Genomic DNA, 26,784 nt, shown 5'->3' on the forward strand with positions numbered 1-26,784 from the left:
TTCGACTCCGTCGGGTTGATGCTGGTCAGGGCGGTGGTGCGGCGGCACGCTCGAGAGCGTCGGCGCTCAGCCGCTCAGCCGCTCAGGTGCTGAGCCGCTCAGGCGCTGGCCGCTCAGCCGTCCTGCCGCACGTGGACGAGCTGCACGCCGCCAGCCGTGATCGCATCGGCGATCGCCGGGCCGAGCTCGGCGGCCGACGCCGCCCGGCGGCCGGTCGCTCCGAACGCGTTCGCGAGGGCGACCCAATCCGGCTGCACCAGGTCGACGCCGACGGGCGCGATGCCGCGGTCGATCTCGTTCTGGCGGATCTCGGCGTAGCCGCCGTTGTCGACGCAGACGATCGTGAGGTCGAGGCGCTGCTCGACGGCGGTGACGAGCTCGTTGACGCAGAACATCAGCGCGCCGTCGCCGATGACCGTGACGACCGGGCGCTCCGTCTGAGCGACTCGCGCGCCGATCGCGGCCGGCAGTCCGTAGCCGAGCGTCGCGTAGGTGGGCGTATACAGCAGGGAGTGCGGCTGCGACTGGCGCAGGACGTTCGCCAGCGCGAGGTAGACGATCTGCGACGAGTCGCCCGCGACGATCGTGTCGTCCGGCAGGGCCGCCGCGATGTGCCCGGCCAGCTCCGCCGTCGCGGGCAGGGCCTCGTGGGTCTCGGCGGCGATCCGCTCGCGCAGGGCGTCGAGCTCGTCGCGGGTCCAGTTCGACGGACTTGTCGACGAGCTCGAACCCGGATCGCGACCGAGCTCGGGCGCGTCGAGCTCGGCGGTCAGCGCCTCGTCCAGCCGCGCGAGCACCGCTGCGGCATCCCCCAGCACGCCGACCGTCGCGGGGAGGTTCTTGTGCAGCTGGCCCGCGGAGATGTCGATGCGCACGACTGATCCGCGGGGTCGCAGTGCCGGCGCCCAGAGCTCGGCCTCGCCGAGCTTGGAGCCGATGACGATCAGCACGTCGGCGCCCTCGGCGGCGTCGCGCGCGGCCGCCAGCCGGAGGTTGGATCCGAGCGAGAGCGGATGGTGCTCGTCGAGCACCGCCTTGCCGTTCAGAGTCGTCACGACCGGGGCGCCGAGGCGTTCGGCGAGGGCGGTCACCCCGACCGCGGCGGCCGCGGAGGCGGTACCGCCGCCGGCGACGATCACGGGACGGTCGGCCCGCGCGATCAGCGCCGCCGCCGCGCGCACATCCCGCTCGGCCCCGCTCACGGCCGCCGGTGCGGCGCGCGCGGCGCGGTCCCCTGCGGGCACCCCGGCGGGGGCTTCGAGCAGATCGAGCGGGATCTCGATGTGCACCGGCCGCGGACGGCCCGAACGGAACAGCGCGAAGGCGTCGTGCACCGCATGCACCGCCTCCGCGGCGGTGAGCACGCGACGCGACCACTCGGCGACGGCGCCGGCCATGGCGCTGGCGTCCTTCGTCTCGTGCAGGGTTCCGACGTCGGCGAACTCGGCCCCGCGGGCCACGCCGGGCGAGATCACGATCATCGGCCGCGACTCGCAGAACGCCGTGCCGATCGCGCTCATCGCGTTCTGCAGTCCCGGCCCGGAGGTCGTGATGACGACGCCCGGCAATGCGGTCTGCTGGGCCCATCCGTCGGCCGCGTAGCCGGCGCCCTGCTCGTGCCGGCTCGTGACGACGCGGATGCCGAGGTCGGCGAGCGGTCGGTAGAGCTCGAGATTGTGGGTGCCGGGGATGCCGAACACCGCGGTCACGCCGTACGCGCGGATGGTCTCGAGCACCGCCCGCCCGGTCGTGTCGGAGTAGTCGGGAGTCGCGCTCATGCGACTGACCCTGCCGCCGCACCGGCGAGAACGTTCGAGCCGGCTCCGGCGTCGGGTCCGCCGAGTCCCCCGTCCGCGCGGTGCCGTCGCACTCCGGCGATCCAGGTCTCCTCGACCCGGATGCTCCCGATCCGCTCGGCGGGAACCGCCAGCGGGTCGTCGCTCAGCACGGCGAAATCGGCGTACTTGCCGACCTCGAGTGAACCGAGATCGCCTTCGCGGCCGAGCGAGATCGCGCCCTCGAGCGTGTGCCCGCGCAGTGCCTGGCGTGCCGTGATGCGCAGCGCATCCGGTCCGAGCTTGTGGCCGCGCCGGGTGACGCGGGTGACGGCCACCTGGATCGCCTCGAGCGGGATCGGCTCGGCGACCGGGGCGTCGGAGGAGATCGTCACGGGCACGCCGGCCGCGAGGAACTCGCCGAGCGGGTTGAAGCGCTCGCCGGGGGTGCCGATCGCCTCTTCGACGCCCTCGCCCCAGTTGTAGTAGTGCTGGGTCTGGTTGACGGGACGGATGCCGCTGGCCGCCATCCGCTCGATCTGCTGCGACGTCGGCAGGCCGCAGTGCTCGATGCGGTGCCGGGCGTCGGCGTCCGGGTGCTCGGCGAGCGCCGTCTCGATCGCGGAAACGACCATCTCGATCGCGTCGGGTGACTGGGCGTGGGTCGCGGTCTGCAGCCCGGCGGCGTGCGCCTTGCGGATCAGCTCCGTGTAGGCGGCGGGTTCGTGGTACAGCTGGCCGGTGCGGCAGGGATCGCCGACATAGCCGTCGGGGAAGTACGCGGTCCAGCCGCCGAGCGTGCCGTCGGCGTAGAACTTGATGCCGGCGAAGCTCAGATGCGCGTTGCCGAACTGGCCGACGAGACCCATCTCGAGCGCCTCGTCGAGCAGGTGCGAGAGCAGGTACATCGACACGCGCAGCGGCAGTCGCCCCGCCTCGGCGAGTCGGAGGTACATGTCGAACTCGCGGCGGGTGACCTGGGCGTCGCCGATCGCGGTGACGCCCCCGGCGAGGAACCGTCGGGTGGCCGCGTCGAGCTGGCGCAAGTGCTCGTCGGGCTCGTCGGCGAGGTGGAAGTTCGGGCCGTGGTGGCCGATCTTGACCCCGTGCAGTCCGGTGAGGATGTTGCAGGCGGCGTCCGACAGCTCGCCGGTGAGCTCGCCGTCGGCGTCGCGGAAGAACGCTCCGCCGTCGGGATCGGGGGTGTCGCGGTCGATGCCGTTGAGCTCGAGGGTGTGCGAGTTGACGACGCCGCCGTGGCCGGAGGCGTTCATCAGGTAGACCTCGCGATCGCTCGCCACCGCATCCAGCTCGAAGCGCGTGGGGTGGCGCTTCTCGGTCAGGTTGCGCTGCTCGTAGCCGTAGCCGCGCACGGGGCGCCCGGCGGGGGCCGCGTGCGCGGCGGCCGAGAGCAGGGCGACGATCTCCGGGATGCTGCCGGCCTTCTCGGGCCCGCAGTCGACCCAGGTCATCATCTGCCCGTACATGAGCGGATGCGCGTGCGGGTCGACGAAGCCGGGCACCACGACACGGTCGCCCAGGTCGATGCGCTCGGGGTCGAGCCCGCGCCGTCGCGCCTCCTGCTCGCACTGGGCGAGGTCGCCCACGGCGAGCAGCCGTCCGGCGTCGAAGAGCAGCGCCGTCGCGGTCGTGTCGCTCGCGTCGACCGTGTGCACCGCACGCGCGGTGACCAGCTGCGCGCGGGTCTGCTCGGGTCGGTCGAAGGGGGCCAGTCGTCTCATGCCAGCTCGTTCGTCGTGGTGTCGGTGCGCGGGGTCAGGGAGGCGGTGACGGGCGCCTCGTCGGAGTGCTGCGGTGCGAAGCGGGTGCAGACGGCGGCGATCGCGGCCATGCCGACGAACATGCCGACGACGGCCCAGACGCTGCCGGTCCAGCCGACCAGCTGCGTCGCGAACCAGGGCGAGAACCCGGCCCAGAGCGCCGCTCCGACGCCGTAGGAGAGCGCGATCGACGTGTAGCGCGCCTGCGGGCGGAACATGCCGGCGAGGATCGCCGCGATCGGCGCGTAGGTCGCGCTCATCGCGATGCGCACGAGCGAGGCGAGCAGGAAGACGAGCGGCTCGATGCGCCCTGGCATCAGCAGCAGGAACGGCGCGAAGGTCAGCACCGAGGTGATCAGGCCGATGTACATGATGGTCTTGCGACCCCACTTGTCGCCCAGCCAGGCGATCGGCAGCGTCACCAGGAACTCGATGAACGACGCGACGGTCATGGCGTCGAGGATGAACGACTCGCTGAAGCCCACACTGTCGCCGGTCGCGTAGGCGGTCGCGAAGGTGGTGGCGAGGTAGTAGCCGCCGGTCGAGATCGGCAGCAGGCCGATGCCGAGCAGGATCGGCAGCCAGTTGACCTTGAGCGCGAAGGCGAGCGGGGTCGACTGCTGGCGGCCTTCGACCTTCTCGGTGAACACCGGCGACTCCTCGACGCGCCAGCGCACCCAGAGGCCCACGCCGATCAGCACGATCGACAGGATGAACGGGATGCGCCATCCGCCGTCGCGGATGAAGTCGTCGCCGCCGCGTGCCATGATCGCGAAGATGCCCGAGGCCAGCAGCGCGCCGGCCGGGTTGCCGAGCTGCGTGAATCCGCCGTAGAAGGTCTTCGACTTGGCGGGCGCGTGCTCGACGCTCATCAGCACGGCGCCGCCCCATTCGCCGCCGACGGCGAGGCCCTGCACGGCACGCAGCACGATCAGCAGGATGGGCGCGGCGATTCCGACGTTCTCATAGGTCGGCAGGCAGCCGACGAGCACGGTCGAGGCGCCCATCAGCAGCAGGGTGATGACGAGCGAGACGCGGCGCCCGAGCTTGTCGCCGATGTGGCCGAAGAGGATGCCGCCGATCGGGCGCACGAGGAAGGCGACGGCGAAGGTGGCGAAGGCCGCGGCGGTCTCGGCGAGCGGGTCGTCGCTCGGGAAGAACAGCGGGCCGAACACGAGCGCCGCGGCGGTCGCGTAGACGTAGAAGTCGTACCACTCGATGGTGGTGCCGACGAAGGCCGCGATGCCCGCGCGGCGGGCTCGTCGGTGGTCGGTGGTCATGACCGCTCCTTTGCGGTTGGTGCCGGGATGCGTCGGAGACTAGGAGCGATGCCCGCCGCGGATCAAGCGCAGATCTTCGGCACGACGAGTGTCGAACCGGGATTTCGTCCGCTCAGTTCGCCAGAACGGCCTCTAAAGTCATTTCAGAGCGCATTGCCGCCGATCTTCTGATTCGTCGCCGGTGCGCTTCCGGGTATTTCGCCGATTCCGACCAGGAGGATCCGCCGTGGACTTCGACGCCGAGCTCATCCGCGCGCTGCAGGAAGACGGCCGCGCCAGCATCCAGTCGCTCGCGGCCCGGCTCGAGCAGCCGCGCTCCGCCGTCTCGACCCGGCTGCGCCGACTGCTCGACGACGGCACGGTGCGCGTCGTGGCCGCCGTCGATCCCGCCCTGCTCGGTCAGCACGTGCTCGCGCACGTCTCGATCCGCACCCGCGACGCCGTCGAATCGGTCGCCGGTCACCTGCGCGGCCTCGACTCGACCGTGCTCGTCTCCGCCATCGGCGGGGCGCACGACCTCGTCACCGAGGTGCGGGTCAGCTCGATGACCGAGCTGCACGACGAGCTCGCGCTGATCCGGCGTCTGCCGGGGGTGGTCGCGATCAGCACGCTCATCTACGCGAGCGTCGCCAAGGGCTTCTTCGTCTCGGACTACACCGGCGATCTCGCGATCGACGACACCGATGTCGCCCTCATCGAACTGCTGCAGCGTGACGGCCGGGCGAGCTTCCGGGCACTCGGTGAGACTGTGCGGCTCTCGCCCTCGGCGGTCGCCGCGCGGGTGCTGCGGCTCGTCGACGGCGGCGTGATCAAGATCAGCGCCGTCGAGGCGCGCGGCCTCGCACACCGGCAGCTGTCGATGGGCGTCGGCCTGTCGATCACGGGTGACGACGGCGCGGTGATCGAGAGTCTGCGTTCCTGGCGCGGTGTCGACTTCGCGGCGTTCACTCTCGGCCGCTTCGACGCCGTGGTCACCCTGGTCGAGCCCTCGGCGGGGGCGCTCTACGAGCGACTCGAGCAGATCCGCGCGCTCCCGGGCGTCGACCACGTCGAGGCCTGGCTGCATCTCGCGGTGCTCAAGGAGGACTACACGAGCGGCGCCGGCTTCTCGGGCTCGCGCAAGGCCTCCTCGTAGGTCTCGCGCAGCAGGGCCAGGTGCACCCAGGTGCGTCCGCGCCGCACGGCGGGATGGCTGAGGATGCGGTCGAGGGCGGCGTGCAGCCGCCCGCTGTCGTCGTCGGCGACCGTGCCGATCACGTCGAAGCGGCCGAGCGCGCGCGACAGGAACTCGATGCCCGCTTCGCGCGCGAGAGCGTCGAGCAGATCGCCGTCCGCGCCGCGGGTGCTGAGCCCGAACCCGGCCGACAGCCGACGGTCGCCGGAGGTGCGGTCGGTGAGCACCCCGATGCGGATGGCGTTGCCCTCGAGCAGCCGCAGGCAGCGCTGGCGGGCGGCCGCGGGGGAGAGGTCGGCGACGGCGCCGAGGCGAACGAAGCTCGCTCGGCCGTCGCGACGCAGCTCGCGGATCAGAAGCCGGTCGACGGCATCCGGCTGGTGGGTCAGCGCCGCCGAGCGCGACGGCAGCAGCGCGTCGATGACGACGTCGGTGTAGACGCTCGTCTCGGTCTGCACGACGCCGGGGAGCTCGCGCACCAGGGCGAGGTCGTCGTGCAGCGCGGCGAGATCACTCTGCCGCAGTTCGGCCACGACGCCGGGGTCTCCGCCGACGAGGGAGACGAAGTTCGCCGACGGGATGCGCGCGATGCGCTCGGCGACCGCGCGCGGCGAACCCTCCGTGGTCACCGACACGTGGCCCAGTGCGGTCTCGCCGGTGAGGGCCGGATGCGGACCCGCGACGACGCGCACGGTGCCGGAGCCGAGCAGGCGACTCAGCCGCGCCGCCGCGCTCGCACGGGTCATGCCGGTCGCCCGTGCGAGCTCGACGGCTCCGGCGCGCGGCGCCCGGCGGAGCATCGCGATGAGGCGCGCATCCGAGATCGTCGTCGAATCCGTTTCGGCTGCGCCAGGCGTTCGGAAAGCTTGCTGTTCGTCGCCGCTCACGACATTCAGCGTACCGAGTGTCGATCTCATCGAGCAGATCGATCGCCAGCGACATGTTCTGGTGATCCGTGTGCGTTGCGGGCCGACATCCACGGGGCTATCGTCACCTCGCCGACGACGAAGCCGACCCGAGGAGCCGACGATGAGCAGCGACCCGAGCGCGACCCCCGCGCACGATCCGACCCCGGCGCCCGACCCCGCGCCGACACCCGGCCCGACGACCGCCGGCGCCGCGCGCGTCGAGACCGGCGGCCGCCTCGGCCCCGTCGACTCCAGCCTCACGCCGCGCTACGCGGGGGCCGCGACCTTCGCGCTGCTGCCGCGCATCGACGAGGTCGAGCGTGCCGACATCCTCGTCGTGGGGGCACCCTTCGACGCCGGCGTCAGCTACCGTCCCGGCGCCCGATTCGGCCCGGCCCATGTGCGCGAGGCCTCGCGCCTGCTGCGGCCCTACAACCCCGCCCAGGATGCGGAGCCGTTCGCGCTCGCTCAGGTCGCCGACGCCGGTGACATCGCCATCAACCCCTTCGACCTCGGCGAGGCCGTCGCGCAGGTCGAGGCCGCAGCGCGCGCGCTCGGCGCCGGCGGTTCGCGGCTGATGACGATCGGCGGCGACCACACGATCGCGCTGCCGCTGCTGCGGGCGGTCGCCGCGCAGCACGGGCCGGTCGCGGTGGTCCACTTCGACGCCCACCTCGACACCTGGGACACCTACTTCGGCGCCCCGATCACCCACGGCACCCCGTTCCGGCGGGCCTCGGAGGAGGGTCTGCTCGACCTCGGGGCCTGCGTGCACGTCGGCACCCGCGGCCCGCTCTACGGCCGTGTCGACCTCGACGACGACACCCGCCTCGGCTTCCAGCGCATCACCTCCGATCAGATCGAGCAGAACGGGCTCGCGGCCGGCATCCGGCGCATGCTCGACCGCGTCGGAGACCGCCCCGTCTACATCAGCGTCGACATCGACGTGCTCGACCCGGCGCACGCGCCCGGCACCGGCACCCCCGAGGCAGGTGGCCTGACCAGCCGCGAGCTGCTCGCCATGCTGCGTTCCTTCGCCGGGCGCCACGTGGTCGGCGCCGACGTCGTCGAGGTGTCGCCCGCCTACGACCACGCGCAGCTGACCGGCATCGCCGCGTCGCACGTCGCCTACGAGCTCGTCACCGTCATGGCCGGAGCCCGATCGTGAGCGCGGCGGAGGGCGCACGCAACGCCGCCCCCAAGGTCACCGAGGTCGAGATCCACGGGATCGACACGATCCCCGATGCCGATCGCACCTCGGGCTGGACCGACCTGCTGCGCATCCAGTTCGGTGGGGCGAACACCTTCGCCACGATCCTGCTCGGCACCTTCCCGATCGTGCTCGGCCTCTCGTTCTGGCAAGCCGTGCTGGCCACGGTCGCCGGCGTGCTGGTCGGAACCCTGTTCCTCGCGCCGATGGGGCTGTTCGGCCCGCGCACCGGCACCAACAACGCGGTGTCGTCGGGCGCCATCCTCGGTGTGCGCGGCCGCATCGTGGGCTCGTTCCTGTCGCTGCTGACGGCGATCGCGTTCTACTCGATCTCGGTCTGGGTGTCGGGGGATGCGGTGGTCGGCGGCTTCCAGCGCCTGCTCGGGGTCGCCGACTCGCCCGGCCTGCGCACCGTCATCTACGCCGTGATCGGGCTCGTCGTCATCGTCGTGGTGGTCTTCGGATACCAGTTCATGCTGCTCGTGAACAAGATCGCCGCGGTGGCGAACACGGTGCTGATCCTGCTCGCGATCGTCGCCTTCGCCGGGGTCTTCGACGCCGGCTACGACCCCGGCCCGAGCGCCTACGCGATCGGCGGGGCGTTCTGGCCCACGTTCATCGCGGCCGCGCTCATCGTGATGGCGAACCCGGTCTCGTTCGGGGCGTTCCTCGGCGACTGGTCGCGCTACATCCCGCGCGAGACGCCGCAGCGCAAGGTGCTGCTCGCCACCGTGCTCGGCCAGCTGCTCACGCTGGTGCCCTTCCTGTTCGGCGTCGCGACCGCGACTCTGGTCGTCGGCTCGAACGACTACGTCGTCGCCCTCGTGCAGTCGTCGCCGCTGTGGTACGCCGTCCTGCTGCTCGTGGTGGCGTTCATCGGAGGGCTCTCGACCGGAACCACGGCGCTCTACGGCACCGGCCTCGACTTCTCGTCGGTGTTCCCCGGCATCTCGCGGGTGCAGGCGACGATCGGCATCGGCGTGGTCGCGTTCGCCTTCATCCTCATCGGCCGTCTCGTGTTCGACCTGCTCGGCGCGGTCAACGCCTTCGTCGGCGCGATCGTGGTGATGACGACGCCGTGGATGGTCGTGATGACGATCGGCTACATCGTTCGACGTGGCTACTACGACCCCGCCGACCTGCAGGTGTTCAACAAAGGCGGCATCGGCGGCCGTTACTGGTTCCGCTCCGGTGTGAACGCCCGCGGCTTCATCGCCTGGATCGGCGGCGCCGCGGTCGGCCTGCTGTTCGCGAACTACCCGCCGATCATCGTCGGACCGCTGTCGGGTCTCGGCGGGGGCATCGACCTGAGCCTCGTGCTCGGCGTCGCGACGGCCGCGGTGCTCTATCTGCTGACGCTCTGGATCGCGCCCGAACCCCGCTACGTCTTCGGGCCCGCGGGCCCGCGCGGTGTGCGCTCGGTCGAGCGCGAGCTGCCGCCGGTCGTGCTCGACTCCGGCTCGGCGGCGGCGCGGGCGCTGGCCCGGCGCGAGGCGAAGCTCGCGGCGCGGGCGGAGGAGGCGGCGTGACCGCCGGCGACCCGCGCACCGGGGCCGACGCGGTGACGACGGCCGGTGCCGCATCCGCACCGCAGTCGGCGATCGACGCGATCATCGCGGCGTTCGGCGATCACCGGCGCGACGACTACTTCGCCGGCTTCGCCGCGGACGCGACCTTCGTCTTCCCGACGAACGAGCTGCGCCTCGAGTCGCGCGCCGAGTACGAGGCCGAGTGGGAGCGCTGGGAGCGCGAGGACGGCTTCCGGGTGCTGCGCTGCGCATCCACCCGCCGCCGATTGCAGCTGCTGGGCGACGACATCGCGGTCTTCAGCCACGACGTCGAGACGGCGCTCGCCGATGGCGACGGCGAGATGGTCTCGCGCGAGCGCGAGACCATCGTGGTGCAGCGCCGTGAGGGCGTCTGGCTCGGCGTGCACGAGCACCTGTCGCCACATCCGGCCGACTGACCCGGCCGACGGGCTCGCCGATACCGCCAGGACATCGGCGAGCCCGTTCGGGCCGCGACCTCCGCGCGCGGTCGACCGCCCGGCTCAGCAGCGGGCCACCTCGGCGGCGCGACAGACCTCCGCGGCCGTCACCTCGCCGATCGGCCTCGCGGCCGCGGCGTCGAGCACGGCGGAGCGCAGCGCGGACTGCGAGCGGAGGAAGCGCGAGTCCATCGGCGCGCGCCTCGACCCGGAACGACGACGGCCCGCCCCCGCCGAAGCGGGATGCGGGCCGTGCGCGGACGGGCGATCGGCCAGGCGACGCGATCAGCCGCGCGGGCCGGCCGCCTTCTCGTCCGTCTCCTCGATCGCCAGCTTGTTGAAGCCGGTGACGGGCTGGTTCTCGTCGAAGCCCTGCGGCTGACGACGGAAGCCGCGGGTGATGATCAGCAGCCAGACGAAGCCGATCGCAGCCCAGACGACGCCCGCGATGAGGGCGTCGGCGTGCAGCTGCGTCCAGAGGATGCCGGTGAGCACCATGGCGATACCGGGGAGCACGATGTTGGTGAACACCTGGCGCGCGCCCTCGACCTGCTTCTTGCGGATCGCGAAGTGGAAGATCACCGACAGGTTGACCGCGGTGAAGGCGATCAGGGCGCCGAAGTTGATGAACGCGGAGACCAGCTCGAGGTCGAGGCTGATGGCGAGCAGACACACGGCGCCGACGAGCACGACGTTGAAGATCGGGGTGTGCGTGCGGGCGCTGACCCGGCCGAAGACGGCCTTCGGCAGCACGTTGTTGCGTCCCATCACGAGCAGCATGCGGGCGACGCTCGCGTGCGACGCCAGCCCGGAGGCGACGGCCGCGACGAAGCCGGCGCCGACGAAGAAGGCCTGGAAGACCGGGCCGCCGACGATGAGCCCGATCTGCGGCAGCGGGTCGTCGGTGAACTCGCCGAAGGGCTTGTTGTCGGGGAAGCGCAGCTGCGTGAAGTACGACGCGACGAGGAAGATGAGGCCGCCGAGCAGCACCGTCAGCAGGATCGCCTTCGGCATGATCTTGGTGCTCTTCGCCTCTTCGGTGTACATCGTCACCGCGTCGAAGCCGATGAACGAGAAGCACACGACGGTGGCTCCGGTGAGCAGCGGTCCGAGCGAGACGCCGTCGTGCGTGAACGGCGTCGAGCTCACGATGGTGCCGGCGCCTTCGCCGTTCGTGAGCTGGCCGACGACGATCACGACGAAGACGATCATCACGACGAGCGCGGCGACGAGCAGCACCATGTTGACGTTCGACGTGCTGCGCATCGAGTAGGCGATGATCCCGGTCGCGACGACGGCGTAGATCACGACGGTCAGCCAGGCGGGGAAGTCGGGCCAGAGCTGCTCGACGTAGAGGCGGATGATGAGCGCGTTCACCATCGGCAGCAGCAGGTAGTCGAGCAGCGACGACCAGCCGACCATGAAGCCGATGTTCGGGTGGATGGACTCCCGGACGTAGGTGAAGGCCGAGCCGGCGCTGGGGAAGACCCGCACCATCTTCCCGTAGCTGATCGCCGTGAGCAGCATGATCACGAGGGCGATCACGTACGACGAGGGAACGGCGCCGTTCGTCTGCTTCGACACGATGCCGAAGGTGTCGAACACGACGGTGGGGGTCATGTAGCCGAGGCCGAGTCCGACGATCGCGAAGAGCCCGAGGCTCCGCTTCAGCGTGGGGCCGGACTGCGTGGCTGCGGGTGCGCTCACTATCAGAGCTCCTCTCGGGTGGTGTCCGCTCCCGGGGGTCCGAGCGGCGGTGCGAGAACTCGCCGCACGCTACCGAGGCGCGCATCGGCGAGGCGACGGACATTCTGTCCTGGTTTCGGCATCCACTCGACGTTGTGTCGGGCGGCGCGCCGGAGATCGGGGCGGATGCCGTGATCCGGGGCGCAGGTCGGCGGTGGGAGTATGGCTCACGTGACGACCCCCGCCCCGCGCGCCTCCCGCTCCGGCAGCGACGCCGCCGACCGTGCCGAGCCGCGCGCCCTGCGCACCCGCGTCGCGGTGCTCGACGTCGTGCGCGAAGCCCTCGGCGAGATGCCCCTCGGAGAGCTGACCGTCGCCGAGATCTGCCGCCGCGCCGGCATCCACCGCGTCACCTTCTACGGTCACTGGAAAGACGTGGATGCCGCCGCCGCCGACGCGCTCACCGACGTGATCGACGGCATCAGCGCGATCGACGAGCAGGCCATCGCGGCGGCCGGCGACGCGCGGTCGCTCGCCGCTCTCTATGAGGACACGCAGCTCGAGCTGCTCGCCGAGTTCGCCGAGCACCGCGACGCCTACCGGCAGATGGCCGAGTCGCCGCTGTTCGGGCGCAAGCTGCGCGAGATGCTCGGCCACCGCGCCGAGCTCGCGATCGCGGCGCTCGTGCGCACCGGCGTCGAGGTGCCGGGCGTCGCGTCGGGGATCGCGGCCGCGCAGCTCTCGGGCGGGATCGCGGCGGCGACGCTGCTCTGGCTGCGCTCCGATGCGCCGGACGGCCCCGTCGACCTCGCCGCGACCGCCGCCGAGCTGGGCGCGCAGCTTCCCGTCTGGTGGCCGCGCGCCTGAGGGACGACGGCTCGCGTGGGCTGTGCACAACATGCTCGCTGTGACGGCGACCCGGATACCGTCGCACGGGTGAGATCTCGATCCGCTCGATCCGTCTCCGCAGTCGTCGGTCCTCTGCTCGCGCTCGGCGTGGTCGGACTGCTCGCGGCCTGCGACCCGGTTCCGCTGGATCCGCCGAGCGACGCCGACCGCGATGCGGTCATGGATGCGGCGACGGCGGCGATCGAGGCGGACGGGCTCGATGTGATCGTGAGCGGTTTCAGCGTCGGCGGTGAGGGACAGGAGCCGCCCGGGCAGCGCGACGATCAGGGGGCGCTCGACGCCTCGAGTATCCGATTCGACGGGATCGACCGCACGATCACGACCGCGTACATCAGCTGTCGTGGAGCGGACGGCGACGGCGAAGTGACGCTCGAGGAAGGCCGAACGAGCATCGGCTACCGATTCCGGTGCTCGCGTGACGGCACGACCGATCGGATCTCCGACGATCTCGATGCCGGCACGGGGCGTTTCGTCATGCGCGTGACACGCTCGCCCGCGGGCACGGTCTGGGCGATCGTCGTCGGTGGTCCACCGGGCCCCGACGCGTCGCCGTCGGCGGCACCGCCGACCCCGTCCGCGTCCGTGCTGTCTCGTGGGTGGCCGCAATTGCACGCGGCACGCCGATCCGGGCGTGCATCCGTGGCCACCCTCGCGTGACGGAGGGGCGGACGCGGCGCGGGCCGGGCGTCGAGGGGATCGCGAGGGTCAGGCGCTCGGCAGCTGGAAGATGCGCTCGGTCGCGAGCTCCGCGGCGATCGCGTCGCGGGCGCGCGCGGCCTCGGCGAGGGCCCCGTAGTCGGCGGACACCTGGTCGGCGTCGACGAGGTCCATCACCCGCTCGACCCGCACCCGGAAGGCGAGCCCGTCGACGCTCTCGCCGATGAACTTGATCAGCAGCGGACTGTTCGACCGGCGCACGAACAGGTCGAAGGTGGGGAACACGAGCGAGCGCAGCGTCTCGACATCCCGTTTCGCGATGCCGGAGCGGATGCGCTTGATGTCTTTCTCGATCTGCTTCACGTCGGCGTCGTCGAGGCCCAGCGTGCCGAGGCGCACGCCGCCGCCGTAGATCGCGCCGAGCGCGTGCATCGCATCGAGCGCGTCGGCCGGGGTCGGGCTGGCGACGCGGGTGAAGCGGTTCGGCTCCATCTCGATGAGCCCGCGACGGGCGAGCTCGTTGATCGCGTCGCGGATGGGCGTGCGCGAGACGCCGAGCCACGACTGCAGCTCCTTGTCGTTGAGCGACTCGCCAGGCTGCAGCGTGCCGTCCATGATCGCGTCACGCAGTCGCTCCAGCACGACGTCGCGCAGCAGAGAGCGCTGAGCGGATGTGGCGGTGGCGTCGCTCGGGATGGGCATCGATGCTCCTGACCGATCAGCCTGAAATTCTGACCTTCCGGCATTCTGTCTGCCATCGCCGGCCGGTGCAACCGGTCGAACGGATGCACGTGTGCCGGGCCGCGACCCCCGTCGCGACCCGGCATCCCCGAGAGGCCGGACCCGCCCCGCGGGAGAAGCGGAGCGGGCCCGACTGGATCCGGCGACGCGCGGGAGATGCGGTCATCCGGACCCGACCCGGATCGCCGACGCGGGGAGACGCGTCGCATCCGGGGGTCTGTGGTGGCCGACCGGCGAAAGGGGGGAGCCGGTCGGCCGGAGGTCAGCGGCTCAGGCCGCGACCGGCTCGTGCGCGGCGGCCGACGACCAGCGCGGCGAAGCCGAGGGCGACGGCGGCGAAGGCCACGAGGGTGAGGGATCCGGCGTGCTGGCCGACGCCGGTCTGGGCGAGCGCGGCGGGGCGGTCGGCGCCGGATGCCGTGCGGGCGACGACCGGCGCGGTCGCGGCAGTGGGGCGGCCGTCTGCAGCGGCGTCGACGGGTGTCGCGACATCGTCGCCGACGCCCTGGCCGGGCAGAGCGGTGCCGTCGCCCGGTGTCTCAGGGTCGCCCGGGTCGACGATCTGCTCGAGGCTCGCATCCACCGTGATGTCGGCGGTCGCGGCGGGCGACGCCGCACCCAGGTTCCACTGCACGGCGCTCACCGTGGTGATGCCGTCGGCGAGCGGCCGAGACGGCGCGAGCGACCAGGTGCCGTCGTCGGCCACCGCCACGCGGCCGAGCTCGCCCTCGCTGTCCGACAGCACCAGCTCGGCGCCGGGGTACCCGGTGCCGCCGATCGGCGCGCTCGGCGCGACCGCATCGGCGGACGCCGTGATCGCGGGCGCGGGGACCGCCGTCTGGTAGTTCCAGGTGGTGCTGGTCGGCGCGCCGACGTTGCTGTAGACCGCGGGGTCGAAGTCGAACGACATGGAGACGCTCGAGACCGATCCGGGGATGGATGCGCCGCTCAGCTGGTACGTCGCGTAGAAGTTGCCGTAGCGGGCGGCGCTGCTCGATGACTGGATCGCGAACATGTTCGACGTGGTCAGGCAGTCGATCGCGCTGCCGTCGGCCGCGAGCGCGCAGACCGGGTAGCGGGTGCCGCTCGCCGAGACGTAGCGGATGGTGCCCGTCGTGAACGTCGCGTCGCCCTCGGCCCGGAAGTGCAGTCGCGCCGAGTTGGCGCTGATGCCCACGGTGCCGTTGTTGCGCACCGTGAAGCCGGCCTCGGCCGTGCGGCCGGCGGGAGCGCTGACGGTCGTGCCGCCGCTGTAACCGGCGAAGTCGATCGTGCGCGCGGCGGTGATCTGCGCGGCCGGCGGCGCGTCGGTTGCCGGGGCCGGTTCGGTTGCCGGCGCCGGGGTGGTAGCCGGGGTCGGGTCCGACGCCGGGACCGGAGCCGGATCGGCGGACGGGGACTGCGCTGCCGGCGGCGCCGCGGTGTCGCCCGTGTCGTCGGCGGGGAGCGCGCTCGTCGTGTGCTCAGAGCTGTCGAGCTCGCTGGCATCGAGCTCGCTCGCGGAGGCCGTTAAGGCCGAGATGAGGGCGAATCCGATGCCGAGGGCGACCGTGACGATGACGGCGACCACGACCGTGAAGACCGACCGTCGCTTGCTGCGCATGAGGGGGAGTCCTTCGTCCGCTTCCGGTCGTTCCGTAATGCGAGACTAAAATATCAGAACGCCACCAAAATGCAATACTGAAATTTCATGCGAAGACGAGGGGATGGATCGGTGGTCCCGCGAGGATCGCGTGACATCCGGTCCGCGAGGCCGAACTGGCAGAAGTCTGCGAATCTGACCGAACGGTCAGGAGCTGACCGATCGGTCAGTTAGCGTCGCCGGGTGACCACCGCCCTCGAACTGCAGACCATCGCGCTGCGCGAGTTCACCTCCGCCGGATACGCGGGCACCAGCATCCAGCGCATCGCCGACCTCGCGGGCGTCTCGAAAGCCGCCGTGCTCTATCACTTCGCCTCGAAGGAGGAGCTGCTGACCGCGGCGATCGAGCCGGCGCTCGACGAGATCGAGGTCGTGCTCGAACGGCTGCTCCGCGCCGGAGACCAGGCCGACGAGCGGGGCGTGCGCGCCTTCGTCACCGAGTTCGTCGACTTCCTGCTGCGGCGTCCGCTCGAGGTGCACCTCTTCATCAACCAGTCCCGCTCGCTGCGCGAGATCCCCGCGATCGCCCGCGCCGAGGGGTTCATGACCGGCATCGCGCAGTACTGCCAGGAGCGCCTCGACGACGAGGAGGATCGCGTGCGCGTCGCGATCGCCCTGGCCGGCTCGGCCTACGCCGTCGCCGCCTCCCGCGACTATCAGCCGCCGACCGTCGGCGACGAGCCCACCGCATCCACCGGCTTCGAGGGTGAAGCCGTGCGCACTTCGCTCATCCAGGTGATGACCGAGATCCTCGCGCCCACCCCGATCGCCCGACGGAGCTGAACCCATGGCCACCCTGCTCTACCGCCTCGGACGCGCCTCCTATCGGCGCCCCCTGCTCGTGCTCGTCATCTGGCTGCTCGTCATGGGCGGCGCGCTCGGCGCCGGCCTCGGCCTCGGCGGCAAGACCGACGAGTCGTTCTCGATCCCCGGAACCGAGGCGCAGAACGCGATCGACCGACTGGATGCTGTGTTCCCGCAGGCCGGCGGCGCGAGCGGTCAGGCGGTCGTCTCCGACGCCGACGGGCTGGAGTCGGGCGCGGCGAAGACCGCCGTCGAGGATCTCGCGAAGCAGCTCGGCGAGGTGAAGGGCATCGCGCAGGCGGTGAGCCCCTACAGCGAGTACGCCTCGGGCGCGATCAGCGACGACGGCACGACCGCCCTCATCCAGCTGCAGTTCGACGGGCCGCAGGCCGAGATCGAGAAGAGCACCCTGACGAAGCTGATCGACCTCGGGGATGCGGCGAAGAGCGACGGACTGACGGTCGACTTCGGCGGGCAGGCCTTCCAAGACCAGACCGTGTCGATCAGCCCGACCGAGGGCCTCGGCGTGCTGTTCGCGGCGGTCGTGCTGTTCGTGACCTTCGGCTCGTTCCTCGCGGCTGGGCTGCCGCTGCTCACGGCCTTCGCCGGGCTGGGCGTCTCGATGGGCGGCATCCTCACGGTCGCGGCCTTCGCGCCGGTGTCGAGCGCGGGCCCGATGCTCGGGCTCATGATCGGCCTCGCGGTCGGCATCGACTACGCGCTGTTCATCGTGTCGCGGCATCGCCAGCAGCTGGCGCGCGGCATGGATCCGGAGGAGTCGGCGGCGACCGCCGTCGCCACGGCGGGCAGCGCGGTCGTCTTCGCCGGCCTCACCGTCGTGATCGCGCTCGCGGGACTGCTCGTCGTCGGCATCCCCTTCCTCGCCGTGATGGGCATCGGCGCGGCGGCCGCGGTCGTCACGGCGATGCTCGCGGCACTCACGCTGCTGCCCGCGATCCTCGGCTTCGCGAAGGGCCGGCTCGCACCGAAGCCGGGCTCGCGAACGGCCCTGCGCCTCCTCGGAGACCCGGCCGAGAACGCGCACCACGGCGCCCACGAGAGCGCGGCTCCGGTGGATGCGGCGAGCGCGCCGGTCGCGCCGGCTGCGGCGACCGCGGCCTGGGCGTTCCCCGCGCCGGACCCCGCCGACGCGCGAGAGCCGGCGGCGTCAGCCGACCCGGCGCACAGCGAGCCCGCGCATGCGGCGTCGGTCTCCGCTGGCCTCCCGGCCGCCTCCGCGCATACCGACCCCGCATCCGCCGCCGAGCCGAAGCCCGCCCGCGCCCCGCGTCGCCCGCTCGGCGAGCGCTGGGTGCGCCTGGTCACGAAGGTGCCGGCGCTCGCGATCGTGCTGGTCGTCGGCATCCTCGGCACCGCCGCGATCCCCGCCGCCGACCTGCAGCTGGCGCTGCCGAACGCCGGTCACGACCCGAAGGACACGACCTCGCGTCAGGCCTACGACACCGTCACCGAGAAGTTCGGCGCCGGCAAGAACGGTCCGCTCGTCGTCGTGCTCGACATCACGCAGACGAACGACCCGCTGGGCGACCTGAAGAAGATCGGCGACCGCCTCGCCGAGGTGAAGGGCGTCGACAGCGTCGGCACCGGGGTGCCGAACGAGACCGTCGACACCGGCATCATCCAGCTCACCCCGACGACCGGCCCCGACGACCAGCGCACCGCCGAGCTCGTGCAGCGCCTGCGCGACCTCGCTCCCGAGATCGAGAAGAAGTACGGCACGCCGATGCAGGTCAGCGGCGCGACCGCGGTGCAGATCGACGTCTCGAACCGGCTCGACAGCGCACTGCTGCCCTTCGGCATCCTCGTCGTCGGACTCTCGGTCGTGCTGCTGGCGATCGTGTTCCGCTCGATCGTCGTGCCGCTCAAGGCGGCGGCCGGGTTCCTGCTCTCGGTGCTGGCCGCGTTCGGCGTGGTGGTGGCCGTGTTCCAGTGGGGATGGGGCGCCGAGCTGCTGCACACCGAGCCGGGCCCGATCCTCAGCTTCATGCCCGTGCTGCTCATGGCGATCCTGTTCGGCCTCGCGATGGACTACGAGGTGTTCCTCGTCTCGGGCATGCGCGAGGACTACGTGCACGGCTCCGTCGGCAAGCCCGATGCCGAGCGCAAGCAGATCGCGAAGCGCGCCGTCGTCACCGGCTTCCGCGGCGCCGCCCGCGTGGTGACGGCCGCGGCGCTCATCATGTTCTTCGTCTTCGCGGCCTTCGTGCCCGAGGGGATGGGCGTCATCAAGGTCATCGCACTGGGGCTCGCGGTCGGCATCGCCGTCGACGCCTTCCTCATCCGCATGACGCTCGTGCCGGCGGTCATGGCGATCGCGCACCGGCACGCCTGGTACCTGCCGAAGTGGCTCGACCGCATCCTGCCCGACGTCGACATCGAGGGCGCGAGCCTGGCGGTGCACCGTGCCGACGCCCGCTGGGCCGAGGGCCGCACGGCCGCGATCGAGCTGGATGCGCTGGTCGCCGCACCGGCGTCGCAGCCGGAGGCCGGACGCTCGGTCGTGACCGCGAGCACCGACCTGAGCGATCACGGCGAGCACGCGGGCGATCGTCCGGTGACGCCGCCGGTGTCGCTGACCGTGCCGCGCGGCGGGATCGCCGTCGTCGCGGGCGAGGATGCGCGGCGCCGGCTGCTCGCCGCGACCGTCGCCGGGCGGGTGCCGGCCGTCGCGGGCCGCGCGCTCGTCGCCGGACGGACGCTGCCGACCGAGGCCGCTGACGTCGCCCGCCGCGTCGCGCTCGGCGACCTCGCCGCGGCCCGGCTCGAGGCCGACGCGACCGTCGGCGAGCTGATCGGCGACCGCATCGCCCTCGCGCCGCGTCGCCGTGGCGCCGGCTCGGTGCGCCGCCGCACGGCGGACGCGATCGCGCGCCTCGGCGCCGCCGGCACGACCGTGCGCGACGCCGACCGGCTCAGCGGGCTCGACCCCGAGCAGCGGGCCGACGTGCTCGCCGCCGCCGCGCTCGCCGAGGGCACGCCGATCGTGCTGCTCGACGTGGGCGACCTCGACGCCGACGCCGCCACACGCGTCGCACTTGTGGCCGCGGCGCTCGCCGAGCCGGAGACGACGCTCGTGCTGGGCGTGCGCCCCGGCATCCGCCTCGCCCTGCTGGGACGCACCGCGCGACCCGTCACCGAACTCGATCTCACCCCGGAAGGAGCCGTGCTGTGAATACTGCGTCGCACCGTCCGGCCGATCCGGCCGGCATGAGCGCCGATCGTCGATCTCGCGTCGACCGCGATCCCGAACTCGACCTCGCCCCGGAAGGAGCCGTGCGATGAGTCGCCCCGACCTCAACTCCTCGCCCTTCGAGAGCGACCCCGCCCGAGGACGTCGACGCGGCCGTGCCGCCCTGCTCGTGATCGCGGCGCTCGTGCCGGTCGCGCTGACGGCGCTGTTCGTGTCGGCGCTCGGCGTCGGCGGCGTCGGCGGCTCTGACGGCACCGACGGCGCGAAGACCAGCAGCGCGAAGAACGACTCCGCGCGCATCCCGGCCGCGATCGTGAACGACGACGAGATGGTCACCACGACCGCCGCCGACGGCACCGAGACCCCGGTGCTCGCCGGGCGTCTGCTGGTCACGCAGCTGACCGACCCCGACTCGGATGCGACGGCGGGCATCCGCTGGACCGTCACGAACGACAGCGACGCGAAGAAGATGCTCGCCGACGGCGACGTGCAGGCCGTGCTCACCATCCCGAAGGGCTTCTCGAAGGCCGTCGTCTCGCTCTCGAGCGGCACCCCGACGGTCGCGCCGCTGAAGCTGCGCACCGACGACGCGCACTCCTACCTCTCGGGCGGCATCGCCGGGCAGGTCGGCGACGGGCTCGCGTCGGCGCTCGGCACGCAGCTGACCGAGCAGTACATCCAGGGCCTGTACTCCAGCGTCGGCTCGCTCGGCACGGGGCTGCAGCAGTCGGCCGACGGCGCGAAGAAGATCGCCGACGGCGCCGGTGCGGCGAAGAGCGGCGCCGACCAGTTCACCGCCGGGCTCGCGAAGTACACGACCGGCGTGAGCCAGCTCTCGACCGGCCTCGGCAAGCTCAAGACCGGAGCCTCCGGGCTGTCGTCGGGCGTCGGTCAGTACACCGGCGGCGTCACGCAGCTCTCGCAGGCGCTGACCGCCGCGAACGCGCAGCTGCAGGCGAACCCGCTCGACCCGACCGCCCGGGCGACCGTGGATGCGCTCACCGGCCAGCTCGCTCAGCTCGCCGCCGGCGGGGGTCAGCTCGCGAGCGGCGCATCCCAGCTGTCGTCCGGCGTCGCCCAGAGCGCGACCGGGGCGGCGCAGCTCGCCCGCGGCGGTGGCTCGCTGAACGAGGGCGCGACCGGGATCGCCGGCGGCATCGCACAGCTGCAGACCGGCGCGCAGCAGCTCAGCGACGGGCTCGCCGACGGCGCCGCGAAGATCCCCGCGAGCGACACGCGCCAGGCGAAGAAGAGCGCGGAGATCGCGGCGAACCCGGTCAAGGTCACGGTGTCGCGCGACCACGAGGTCACCGAGGCCTCGCAGATCGTCGCGACCACGGCCATCCCGCTCGCGCTCTGGATGGGCGCGCTCGTGCTGCTGCTCGTCGGCCCGAGCCTCGGCCGTCGCCTGCTCGCCAGCTCGGCCCCGGTCACCCGCGTGGCCGGCGCGCTGCTGTCGAAGCCGCTCGTCGTCGCGCTCGTGCAGGGCGCGACCGTCGCGGCGCTGCTGCACGCGGCGCTCGGGGTTCCGTGGGACCGGATCGGCGCGACCCTGCCGCTGCTGCTCGTGACCGCGGTCGCGTTCGCGGCGCTGCACGGGCTGCTGTCGGCGCGCTTCGGACGCGCGGGCGGCGTGATCTCGCTCGTGCTGCTGGCTGTGCAGCTCGCCTCGACCGCGGGGCTGTGGCCCGTGCAGGTGCTCGGCCAGCCGTTCCAGGCGCTCAGCCCCTACCTGCCGTTCAGCGCCGCGGTGTCGGCGCTGCAGTCGGCGATCGCCGGCGGACCGACCGCGCCGATCGCAGGAGCACTCGCGGTGCTCGTCGCGCTCGCGGTGCTGTCGCTCGCGCTGACGCCGCTGGCCGTGCGCGCCCGTCGCCGCCGCGCGATCCTCGCCCTCGTGTAGCCCCGAAGCCGCCCGCGCGGGTCAGCTGCGCGGGCGGGGGAGCGGGGTGAGCGCACCGACGTCGTAGCCGGTCATCCACGCGCTCGCGTGTTCGGTGACGACATGGCGGAACAGGAAGCCGAGCATGACCTCCTGGATGCGCCGGCCCACCGGTCCGGGGATCTTCGTGCTGCTCGACCGCGCCGCCGTCGCCACGATGCGCTCGACTCTCCGACGACGCTGCGACGCGTACGCGGCGAACGCCGCGGAGAGCGTCGCCGGGTCCGTATCCGCCCTCGCGTCGCGCAGCGCTCGCACGAGCACGACCGCGTCCTCCAGTGCCATCGACGCGCCCTGTCCGGCGCTCGGCGAGGGTGCGTGCGCCGCGTCGCCGATCAGCACGGCGCGTCCGCGCGACCAGCGGGGCACCCTCGGCAGGTCGTAGGTGCTGTCGCCGGCGAGCTCGAGGCGGCCGTTCGCGATGAGTCGAGCGGCCGGGCCGGCATCGCCGGCGACGAGACGGCCGAGCCGTGCCCGCCACTCGGCCTCGCTTGTGCTCGCCCGCACGTCTCGCGCGATCTCCGGCTCGGGCACGTTGACGAACCAGACGACGTCACCGTCGGGGCTGGGATGCGCGCCGACGAAGGCCCCGGATCCGAAGGTGAAGTGCCAGGACTCGGCCGGCAGGCTCGCGGCGAGCTCGGGGTCGTGCGTGATGCCGCCGAAGTTCGTGAGCCCGACGTAGCGGGCCGCCGGCGCGCCCGGGTCGATCCAGCTGCGGGTGCGCGAGCGCACGCCATCGGCGCCGATCGCCAGGTCGGCGGTCAGCTCGCGGCCGTCGGCGAGGCGGACGGTGATGCCCGTTGCATCCGCCGAAGGCCCCTGCTCGCGCATCTCCTCGACCACGGCGCCGTAGCTGATCGTCGCGCCGGCCGCCGCCGCCTGCTCGGCCAGCACGGTCGCGAGCCGTGAGCGCTTGAGGGTCAGGCCGACGCGTCCGTCGGGTCGCGCGATGCCGAGGCTGAGCTCGCCGAGCAGGCGGCCGTGGGCGCCGAACATCCGGTTCGCCCGCGTGGGGAACCCGGCCGCGAGGACCGGCTCGAGCGCGCCGAGCGACTCGAGGGCGGTCAGCCCGTTGGGGGCGAGCGTCAGATACGAGCCCTCGTCGGCGTCGGCGGCCGGGCGGCGCTCGAGCACCTCGGCGTCGATGCCGACGCGGGCGAGGGCGAGAGCGGTGGCGGGGCCGGCGACGCCGCCGCCGATGATGAGCGCCTTCATGCGGGTATCCTTCACGAGTCAGTACGAGATTCGAATATTTCGACATTCGAAAGGTATGCGCATGGCCGACGATCGTCAAGCCCGCGTCTTCGCCGTCGGCACGGCCATGCAGCGCTACCAGCGCAGCGTGCAGGCCTTCGACGACGAGGTCGGCCGTCGGCTCGGGCTCGGCCCGGCCGACCTGCGCTGCCTCGACTGGCTCGCCGACGGACCCAAGACGGCCGGCCAGCTCAGCTCGGGCACCGGGCTCCGTCCCGCTGCGACGACCGCGCTCATCGACCGCCTCGCTGCCCGCGGTCTGGTCGAGCGCATCCCCTCCGAGACCGATCGTCGCCGCGTGCTCGTGCGCATGACCGAGCAGGGCCAGCGCGAGACGGCGGCGTTCTACTGGCCGCTCGTCGAAGAGGGGCAGGGCCTCATGGATGCGCTCGGCGACGCCGAGCTCGAACTCATGCGCACCCACCTCGAGGCGATCACGGCGCTGACCGATCGGCACCGCGCGCGCCTCACGGAGGGCGGCTGACCCCCTGCGCACGGGACGAGCACCCGGGGCGCGTACTCTTCCGAGGTGCGGTGCGACTACTTCGATGCGGGCGTCTGCCGCGCGTGCACCCTCATGGGCGTGCCCTACGCTCAGCAGCTCGTCGACAAGCAACACGCCGCGGAGCAGACGCTCGCCGAGCACACCGGCCTCGCCTGGCTCGACCCGGTCGCAAGCCCGGAGAGCGGCTACCGCAACAAGGCGAAGATGGTCGTCGGCGGCAGCGTCGCGAACCCGACCCTCGGCATCCTGGATGCGGCGCAGCGCGGCGTCGACCTCCGCGGCTGCGGAATCCACGACTCCCGGCTGACCGCCGTCATGCCCGCGCTCGCCGACTTCGTCGGAACCGCTGGACTCGCGCCCTACGACGTTCCCGCCCGCCGCGGCGAGCTGAAGCTGCTGCTCGTGACCGTCTCGCCCGACGGCGAGCTGCTGCTGCGCTTCGTGCTGCGCTCGCAGGAGTCGCTCGCGCGCATCCGCAAGCACCTGCCCGCCCTCCGCGCCGAGCTGCCCCAGCTGCGTGTCGTGTCGGCGAACCTGCTGCCCGAGCACCGGGCCGCGATCGAGGGCGAGACCGAGATCCTGCTCGGCGACGAGCAGATCCTGCCGATGCGACTCGGCGCGCTCGAGCTGCACCTGCGGCCGCAGGGCTTCTTCCAGACCAACTCGCACGTCGCCGAGCGCCTGTACGGGCACGCGGGGGAGTGGATCGCCGACCTCGACCCGTCGAGCGTGTGGGACCTCTACTGCGGCGTCGGCGGCTTCGCGCTGAGTGCAGCGCGCGCCGGGCGCGCGGCCGCGGACACTCCGGTCGGCGGCCCCCGCGGCGTGGATGTCGCAGGAGGCCCGCGCTCGGACGCCCGCCCGCCGCGCGACGTCGTCGGCATCGAGGTGAGCGCTGAGGCGATCGCGGCCGCGCGATCTGCCGCGGTCGCGAGCGGGATCCCGGGAGTGCGCTTCGAGGCCGCGGATGCGACCACCTGGGCACCGGGGTCGGCGCGCTCGGCCGCGCCGGGGGCGACGGCATCCCCCGCGCTGACCCCGCCCGAGACCGTGATCGTGAACCCGCCGCGGCGCGGGATCGGACCGCTCGCCGACTGGCTCGAGCGCACGCCGGAGGTGCGGTCGGTGGTCTACTCGAGCTGCAACGTCGACTCGCTCGCCCGCGACCTGCGCGCGATGCCGTCGTTCACGGCGCGCGAGGGGCGGGTGCTCGACATGTTCCCGCAGACCCCGCACTCCGAGGTTCTCGTGCGTCTCGAGCGCTGACCGTCCCCGGTCTCCGCGAGCGTGCGCGGTCTGCATCCGACACGGGCCGATTCCGCCTGCGGAGCACGTGCTCTCGCGGAGCCCACGGGCCGCGCCTAGGCTCGGGAACGTGACGTTCCCCGAGCCGCTCGCCCTGCCCGCCGACGACTGGATCGGATGGCTCGACGCCCACGTCGACGCCGACCTCGCCGCCTCCGCGACCGCGCTCGTCGCTCTGCGCACCGCCCCGCCGAGGGACGCGCTCGCCGTGCTCGAGCTCTGGAACGACTCGGATGCCGCCCTCGGCGACGCCGACTCGATCACCTCCCTGCTCAGCGAGGTGCACCCGGACGCGGCCGTGCGCGAGCGCGCCGAGTCACGGCAGCAGGACGTCGCCAAGGCCCGCACCGCGCGCGGCCAGGACGCCGCCGTCTTCGCGGCCGTGCGCGACGCGGACGCGACGGGTCTCGCCGCCGACGACAGCGCGGATGCCGACAGCGCCGCCGCCCGCCTCCACGACCGCATCCTGCGCGACTACCGCCGCTCGGGCATCGACCGCGACGTCGCCACGCTCGCCCGCCTCGCCGAGATCGACGAGCGCACGACGGTTCTCGACCAGACGTTCTCGCGCGGCATCCGCGACGACGTCCGCTCGATCCGGGTCGCGGCCGAGCAGCTCGACGGGCTCCCGGGCGACTGGATCGACGCGCACCCCGCCGGCGACGACGGCCTCGTCGAGGTCACGACCGATTACCCCGACTACGTGCCCTTCCGCACCTACGCCCGTGACGGCGACGCTCGCCGCGCGCTCGTGCAGCAGTACCTCACGCGCGCCTGGCCCGAGAACGACGCCGTGCTGCGCGAGCTGCTGGCCCTGCGCGACGAGAAGGCGCGCCTGCTCGGCTACGACGGCTGGCCCGACTACGACGCCGAGGTCAAGATGATCGGCAGCGGCCCGGCGATCGGCGACTTCATCGAGCGCCTCGCCGAGATCTCGGGCGACGCCGCCCGGCGCGACTTCGACGAGCTCCTCGCACGACGCCGCCAGGACGAGCCGGATGCGACGGGCCTCGACGCCGCCTCGAACACCTACTACTCCGAGCTGCTGCGTCGCGAGCGCTTCGGCGTGGATGCGCAGGAGGTGCGCCGCTACTTCGACTTCACCCGGGTGCGCGCGGGCCTGCTCGACGTCACCGGCCGCCTCTTCGGGCTCGAGTACGCACCGGTCGCCGACACGACCTGGCACGAGGACGTCGCGAGCTGGGACGTGCTCAAAGACGGCGAGCGGATCGGCCGCATCCACCTCGACCTGCACCCGCGCGAGGGCAAGTACAAGCACGCCGCCCAGTTCGACCTCGCGGCCGGCATCCGCGACCGCCGCCTGCCCGAGGGCGTGCTGGTCTGCAACTTCCCTCGCGGACTGATGGACCACGACCAGGTCACGACCCTGTTCCACGAGTTCGGCCACCTGCTGCACCACGTGCTCGGCGGCGACCAGCGCTGGGCTCGTTTCAGCGGGGTCGCGACCGAGTGGGACTTCGTCGAGGCGCCGTCGCAGATGCTCGAGGAGTGGGCATGGGACGCCGACATCCTGCGCGGCTTCGCCCTCGATGCCGACGGCGAGCCGATCCCGGCCGACCTGGTGCGGCGGATGCGCGAGGCCGACGAGTTCGGAACGGCGCTGTACGTGCGCACCCAGCTCTTCTACTCGGCGCTCTCGTACGAGCTGCACCGCGCGCTGCCCGCCGACATCACGGAGCGCCTGGTCGAGCTGCAGGGGCGCTACGACCTGTTCGGCTACGTCGAGGGCACGCACATGCACGCCTCGTTCGGGCACCTCGGCGGCTACAGCTCGGCGTACTACACGTATCAGTGGAGCCTCGTGATCGCGAAGGACCTCTTCTCGGCCTTCGATCCGAGCGACCTGTTCGCCGAGGAGCCGGCGAGCCGGTATCGGGATCGCGTGCTCGCCCCCGGCGGCCGTCGCGATGCCGCCGACCTCGTCGCCGACTTCCTGGGCCGCCCCTTCGACGAGCGCGCCTACGGCCGCTGGCTCGCGGGCGAGTGAGG

21 protein-coding genes are annotated in these 26,784 nt (G+C 72.4%); 12 read left to right on the forward strand and 9 right to left on the reverse strand.

The annotated features are described in order from the left end of the window. Nucleotides 1-113: 113 nt before the first annotated feature. Genes FJ657_RS15520 through FJ657_RS15530 form a run of 3 tightly spaced genes read right to left on the reverse strand, consistent with a single transcriptional unit; the run spans nt 114 to nt 4,836 of the window. Nucleotides 114-1,778: a thiamine pyrophosphate-binding protein gene (locus FJ657_RS15520; RefSeq protein ID WP_141164635.1), complete on the reverse strand. Its 1,665-nt coding sequence runs from the start codon at nt 1,776-1,778 to the stop codon at nt 114-116. Next, entirely contained in the window at nt 1,775-3,517 is a 1,743-nt protein-coding gene (locus FJ657_RS15525) for an amidohydrolase (RefSeq protein ID WP_141164636.1), read from the reverse strand. Before FJ657_RS15525 ends, FJ657_RS15520 begins: the two co-directional genes overlap by 4 nt. Beyond that, nucleotides 3,514-4,836, reverse strand: a complete 1,323-nt coding sequence (locus FJ657_RS15530) for an MFS transporter (protein ID WP_141164637.1) — start codon at nt 4,834-4,836, stop codon at nt 3,514-3,516. Before FJ657_RS15530 ends, FJ657_RS15525 begins: the two co-directional genes overlap by 4 nt. A gap of 226 nt (nt 4,837-5,062) precedes the next feature. Here FJ657_RS15530 and FJ657_RS15535 point away from each other — a divergent pair, with 226 nt between their 5' ends. Continuing rightward, nucleotides 5,063-5,971, forward strand: coding sequence for an Lrp/AsnC family transcriptional regulator (locus FJ657_RS15535; RefSeq protein ID WP_141164638.1), 909 nt, complete (start codon nt 5,063-5,065; stop codon nt 5,969-5,971). Here FJ657_RS15535 and FJ657_RS15540 read toward each other — a convergent pair. Next, a complete protein-coding gene (locus tag FJ657_RS15540; protein WP_181409008.1) occupies nt 5,923-6,756 on the reverse strand; it encodes an Lrp/AsnC ligand binding domain-containing protein in 834 nt (277 codons plus the stop codon). The genes FJ657_RS15535 and FJ657_RS15540 overlap by 49 nt on opposite strands. Before the next feature lie 283 nt (nt 6,757-7,039). Between FJ657_RS15540 and speB the strand changes: the two genes are divergently transcribed. From speB to FJ657_RS15555, 3 genes are read left to right on the forward strand one after another with little or no spacing between them, the layout of a single operon-like run. Beyond that, a complete protein-coding gene (gene speB, locus FJ657_RS15545; protein WP_141164640.1) occupies nt 7,040-8,086 on the forward strand; it encodes an agmatinase in 1,047 nt (348 codons plus the stop codon). Further along, nucleotides 8,083-9,657, forward strand: coding sequence for a purine-cytosine permease family protein (locus FJ657_RS15550; protein WP_141164641.1), 1,575 nt, complete (start codon nt 8,083-8,085; stop codon nt 9,655-9,657). Before speB ends, FJ657_RS15550 begins: the two co-directional genes overlap by 4 nt. Next, nucleotides 9,654-10,094: a nuclear transport factor 2 family protein gene (locus FJ657_RS15555; protein ID WP_219995942.1), complete on the forward strand. Its 441-nt coding sequence runs from the start codon at nt 9,654-9,656 to the stop codon at nt 10,092-10,094. The genes FJ657_RS15550 and FJ657_RS15555 overlap by 4 nt, the downstream gene beginning before the upstream one ends. An 84-nt stretch (nt 10,095-10,178) precedes the next feature. Here FJ657_RS15555 and FJ657_RS17455 read toward each other — a convergent pair whose 3' ends face one another. Then, nucleotides 10,179-10,307 (reverse strand): hypothetical protein, encoded by a 129-nt coding sequence (locus tag FJ657_RS17455; RefSeq protein WP_255447384.1) that lies wholly within the window; start codon nt 10,305-10,307, stop codon nt 10,179-10,181. Nucleotides 10,308-10,400: 93 nt separating this feature from the next. Then, nucleotides 10,401-11,828 carry an APC family permease gene (locus FJ657_RS15560; RefSeq protein ID WP_181409028.1) on the reverse strand — a complete coding sequence of 476 codons (1,428 nt, stop codon included), beginning with the start codon at nt 11,826-11,828 and terminating at the stop codon, nt 10,401-10,403. Nucleotides 11,829-12,032: 204 nt separating this feature from the next. On the opposite strand from FJ657_RS15560, the gene FJ657_RS15565 reads away from it, so the two are divergent. Further along, nucleotides 12,033-12,668 (forward strand): TetR/AcrR family transcriptional regulator, encoded by a 636-nt coding sequence (locus FJ657_RS15565; RefSeq protein WP_181409009.1) that lies wholly within the window; start codon nt 12,033-12,035, stop codon nt 12,666-12,668. Nucleotides 12,669-12,869: 201 nt separating this feature from the next. After that, nucleotides 12,870-13,367, forward strand: a complete 498-nt coding sequence (locus tag FJ657_RS15570; protein WP_141164643.1) for a hypothetical protein — start codon at nt 12,870-12,872, stop codon at nt 13,365-13,367. A 48-nt stretch (nt 13,368-13,415) separates the two neighbouring features. Here FJ657_RS15570 and FJ657_RS15575 read toward each other — a convergent pair whose 3' ends face one another. Together FJ657_RS15575 and FJ657_RS15580 are read right to left on the reverse strand one after the other, a co-directional pair. After that, on the reverse strand, nt 13,416-14,069 hold the full coding sequence (locus FJ657_RS15575) for a GntR family transcriptional regulator (protein WP_141164644.1): 654 nt from the start codon (nt 14,067-14,069) through the stop codon (nt 13,416-13,418). A gap of 301 nt (nt 14,070-14,370) precedes the next feature. Beyond that, the gene (locus FJ657_RS15580; RefSeq protein WP_141164645.1) at nt 14,371-15,711 is read right to left on the reverse strand and encodes a hypothetical protein; all 1,341 of its coding nucleotides are present in this window, start codon (nt 15,709-15,711) and stop codon (nt 14,371-14,373) included. Nucleotides 15,712-15,933: 222 nt separating this feature from the next. On the opposite strand from FJ657_RS15580, the gene FJ657_RS15585 reads away from it, so the two are divergent. The 3 genes from FJ657_RS15585 (at nt 15,934) to FJ657_RS15595 (ending at nt 21,668) form a co-directional block, all read left to right on the forward strand. Continuing rightward, entirely contained in the window at nt 15,934-16,533 is a 600-nt protein-coding gene (locus tag FJ657_RS15585; protein WP_141164646.1) for a TetR/AcrR family transcriptional regulator, read from the forward strand. A 4-nt stretch (nt 16,534-16,537) separates the two neighbouring features. Next, nucleotides 16,538-19,747 (forward strand): MMPL family transporter, encoded by a 3,210-nt coding sequence (locus FJ657_RS15590; RefSeq protein WP_141164647.1) that lies wholly within the window; start codon nt 16,538-16,540, stop codon nt 19,745-19,747. 106 nt (nt 19,748-19,853) lie between these two features. Further along, on the forward strand, nt 19,854-21,668 hold the full coding sequence (locus tag FJ657_RS15595; protein WP_141164648.1) for a YhgE/Pip family protein: 1,815 nt from the start codon (nt 19,854-19,856) through the stop codon (nt 21,666-21,668). A gap of 21 nt (nt 21,669-21,689) precedes the next feature. On the opposite strand, the gene FJ657_RS15600 is transcribed toward FJ657_RS15595, so the two are convergent. Continuing rightward, on the reverse strand, nt 21,690-22,925 hold the full coding sequence (locus FJ657_RS15600; RefSeq protein ID WP_141164649.1) for an FAD-dependent monooxygenase: 1,236 nt from the start codon (nt 22,923-22,925) through the stop codon (nt 21,690-21,692). 61 nt (nt 22,926-22,986) lie between these two features. On the opposite strand from FJ657_RS15600, the gene FJ657_RS15605 reads away from it, so the two are divergent. The 3 genes from FJ657_RS15605 (at nt 22,987) to FJ657_RS15615 (ending at nt 26,782) form a co-directional block, all read left to right on the forward strand. After that, entirely contained in the window at nt 22,987-23,448 is a 462-nt protein-coding gene (locus FJ657_RS15605; protein ID WP_141164650.1) for a MarR family winged helix-turn-helix transcriptional regulator, read from the forward strand. Between the two features lie 45 nt (nt 23,449-23,493). Beyond that, nucleotides 23,494-24,735, forward strand: coding sequence for a methyltransferase domain-containing protein (locus tag FJ657_RS15610; RefSeq protein WP_141164651.1), 1,242 nt, complete (start codon nt 23,494-23,496; stop codon nt 24,733-24,735). A 109-nt stretch (nt 24,736-24,844) separates the two neighbouring features. Beyond that, nucleotides 24,845-26,782, forward strand: coding sequence for a M3 family metallopeptidase (locus tag FJ657_RS15615; protein ID WP_141164652.1), 1,938 nt, complete (start codon nt 24,845-24,847; stop codon nt 26,780-26,782). Nucleotides 26,783-26,784 lie beyond the last annotated feature (2 nt).

The organism is Schumannella soli (assembly GCF_006517435.1).
GTDB lineage: Bacteria > Actinomycetota > Actinomycetes > Actinomycetales > Microbacteriaceae > Schumannella > Schumannella soli.

What these genes read in the sequence shown, in the direction of transcription:
- speB (WP_141164640.1), top strand. Translation starts at nt 7,040, where the DNA reads ATGAGCAGCGACCCGAGCGCGACCCCCGCGCACGATCCGACCCCGGCG.
- FJ657_RS15520 (WP_141164635.1), bottom strand. Translation starts at nt 1,778, where the DNA reads ATGAGCGCGACTCCCGACTACTCCGACACGACCGGGCGGGCGGTGCTC.
- FJ657_RS15580 (WP_141164645.1), bottom strand. Translation starts at nt 15,711, where the DNA reads ATGCGCAGCAAGCGACGGTCGGTCTTCACGGTCGTGGTCGCCGTCATC.
- FJ657_RS17455 (WP_255447384.1), bottom strand. Translation starts at nt 10,307, where the DNA reads ATGGACTCGCGCTTCCTCCGCTCGCAGTCCGCGCTGCGCTCCGCCGTG.
- FJ657_RS15525 (WP_141164636.1), bottom strand. Translation starts at nt 3,517, where the DNA reads ATGAGACGACTGGCCCCCTTCGACCGACCCGAGCAGACCCGCGCGCAG.
- FJ657_RS15590 (WP_141164647.1), top strand. Translation starts at nt 16,538, where the DNA reads ATGGCCACCCTGCTCTACCGCCTCGGACGCGCCTCCTATCGGCGCCCC.
- FJ657_RS15540 (WP_181409008.1), bottom strand. Translation starts at nt 6,756, where the DNA reads ATGACCCGTGCGAGCGCGGCGGCGCGGCTGAGTCGCCTGCTCGGCTCC.
- FJ657_RS15595 (WP_141164648.1), top strand. Translation starts at nt 19,854, where the DNA reads ATGAGTCGCCCCGACCTCAACTCCTCGCCCTTCGAGAGCGACCCCGCC.
- FJ657_RS15530 (WP_141164637.1), bottom strand. Translation starts at nt 4,836, where the DNA reads ATGACCACCGACCACCGACGAGCCCGCCGCGCGGGCATCGCGGCCTTC.
- FJ657_RS15600 (WP_141164649.1), bottom strand. Translation starts at nt 22,925, where the DNA reads ATGAAGGCGCTCATCATCGGCGGCGGCGTCGCCGGCCCCGCCACCGCT.
- FJ657_RS15575 (WP_141164644.1), bottom strand. Translation starts at nt 14,069, where the DNA reads ATGCCCATCCCGAGCGACGCCACCGCCACATCCGCTCAGCGCTCTCTG.
- FJ657_RS15570 (WP_141164643.1), top strand. Translation starts at nt 12,870, where the DNA reads ATGGATGCGGCGACGGCGGCGATCGAGGCGGACGGGCTCGATGTGATC.
- FJ657_RS15605 (WP_141164650.1), top strand. Translation starts at nt 22,987, where the DNA reads ATGGCCGACGATCGTCAAGCCCGCGTCTTCGCCGTCGGCACGGCCATG.